Origin of the sequence: Kitasatospora sp. NPDC059577 (assembly GCF_042735475.1) — a bacterium.
In the GTDB taxonomy this organism is placed as follows: Bacteria; Actinomycetota; Actinomycetes; order Streptomycetales; family Streptomycetaceae; genus Kitasatospora.
The window spans coordinates 1181-2671 of record NZ_JBHWBZ010000003.1 but is presented as its reverse complement, the minus strand read 5'-3'; the positions used below and the strand labels follow the sequence as shown (position 1 = coordinate 2671).

Annotated in this window: 1 protein-coding gene; it reads right to left on the bottom strand. The window is 73.4% G+C overall.

Annotated features, from left to right (window positions below):
- Window positions 1–99: 99 nt before the first annotated feature.
- Window positions 100–1020, bottom strand: a complete 921-nt coding sequence (locus tag ACFV0O_RS04040; RefSeq protein ID WP_380336658.1) for a tetratricopeptide repeat protein — start codon at window positions 1018–1020, stop codon at window positions 100–102.
- Window positions 1021–1491: the final 471 nt, after the last annotated feature.

The following is a 1491-nucleotide window of genomic DNA, read 5'->3' as shown; positions in this document are numbered from 1 at the left end:
CCGCCCCCGGCGGCCCCCGGGCCGGGCCCGGGACGGGGTGGGGCCCGGGCGGTCCCGGGTCCTCCCGGGAACGGCAGGGCCTCACGGCGTTGCGTTCGCTCAGCTCTTGGCGTCGGCGTCGTCGGCCTTCACGCTCTCGGACTTCACGCTCTCGGACTCGGCGTCCTGGGCGCGCTCGCGCACCACACCGTCGAAGTCCTCGTCGATCTCGAGGTCGTCGTCGTCGTAGAACTCCTCGACGTCCTCTTCGTCCTCGAAGATCACGCTGTCCTCGGAGACGTCGCCGCCACGCTTCTTCGCCGGGGCCTCGGCCTGCTCGGACTCGTCCTCGGCCAGCTCCGGGTCGAGCGCGTCGGTGAACTCCACGCCGTCGATCTCGGCGAGCCGCTCCGAGGCGTTGGTGGTGCCGTCGGTGTCGGCGTCGGCCGCCTTGGCGAACCACTCACGAGCCTCGTCGCCACGGCCGGCCGCGATCAGCGCCTCGGCGTAGGCGTACCGCAGACGCGCGGTCCACGGGTGCACGGCGCTGGAGGCCAGCTCCGGGCTCTGCAGGGTCACCACGGCGGCGTCGAACTGCTCCATGTCGGCGCGGGCACCGGCCGCGACCAGGCGCATCTCCACCTGACCGGCCTTGTCCAGCTGCTTCACCTCGGGCTCACCGGCCATCGCCAGCGCCCGCTCCGGACGGCCCAGACCGCGCTCGCAGTCGGCCATCACCGGCCACAGGTCCGCCCGGCCCGTCATCCGACGGGCGGCACGGAACTCGGTCAGCGCCTCGGAGTAGCGCTGCGTCATGTACGAGGCGAACCCGGCCGCCTCACGGACGGCAGCCACGCGGGACGCCAGCCGGAGCGCGACGCGCGAGAACTGGTAGGCCTCCTCCGGCTCGCCGTCGAGCAGGCGGGCCACCATCACCAGGTTGCGGGCGACGTCGTCCGCGAGGGTCTTGGGCAGGCTCTTGAGCTCCTGGCGCACGTCCGCGTCCAGCTCGAAGCCCGTGACGTCCTCCGGGATCGGCAGGCGCTTGACGGGCTCGTAGTTGCCCCGGCGGTCGTCGTAGTCCCGACCGCCCCGGTCGTCACGGCGGTCGTCGCGGCGGTCGTCGCCACCGCGACGGAAGCCGCCGCCCTGCCGGTCGCCACCGCGGTAGCCGCCACGGTCGCCACCGCGGTCGTCACGACGGAAACCACCGCGGTCGCCGCCACGGTCGTCACGGTTGAAGCCACCGGAGGGACGGTCGCCACCGCGGAAACCGCCGCGGTCGCCGCCACGGTCGTCGCGGTTGAACCCGCCCGACGGGCGGTCGTCACGACGCGGACGGTCGTCACGGTCACGGTTGAAGCCACCCGGACGGTCATCCCGACGGAAGCCACCACCGGAGGGGCGGTCGTCACGACGGAAACCGCCGCGGTCGCCGCCACGGTCGTCGCGGTTGAACCCGCCCGACGGGCGGTCGTCACGACGCGGACGGTCGTCACGGTCACGGTTGAA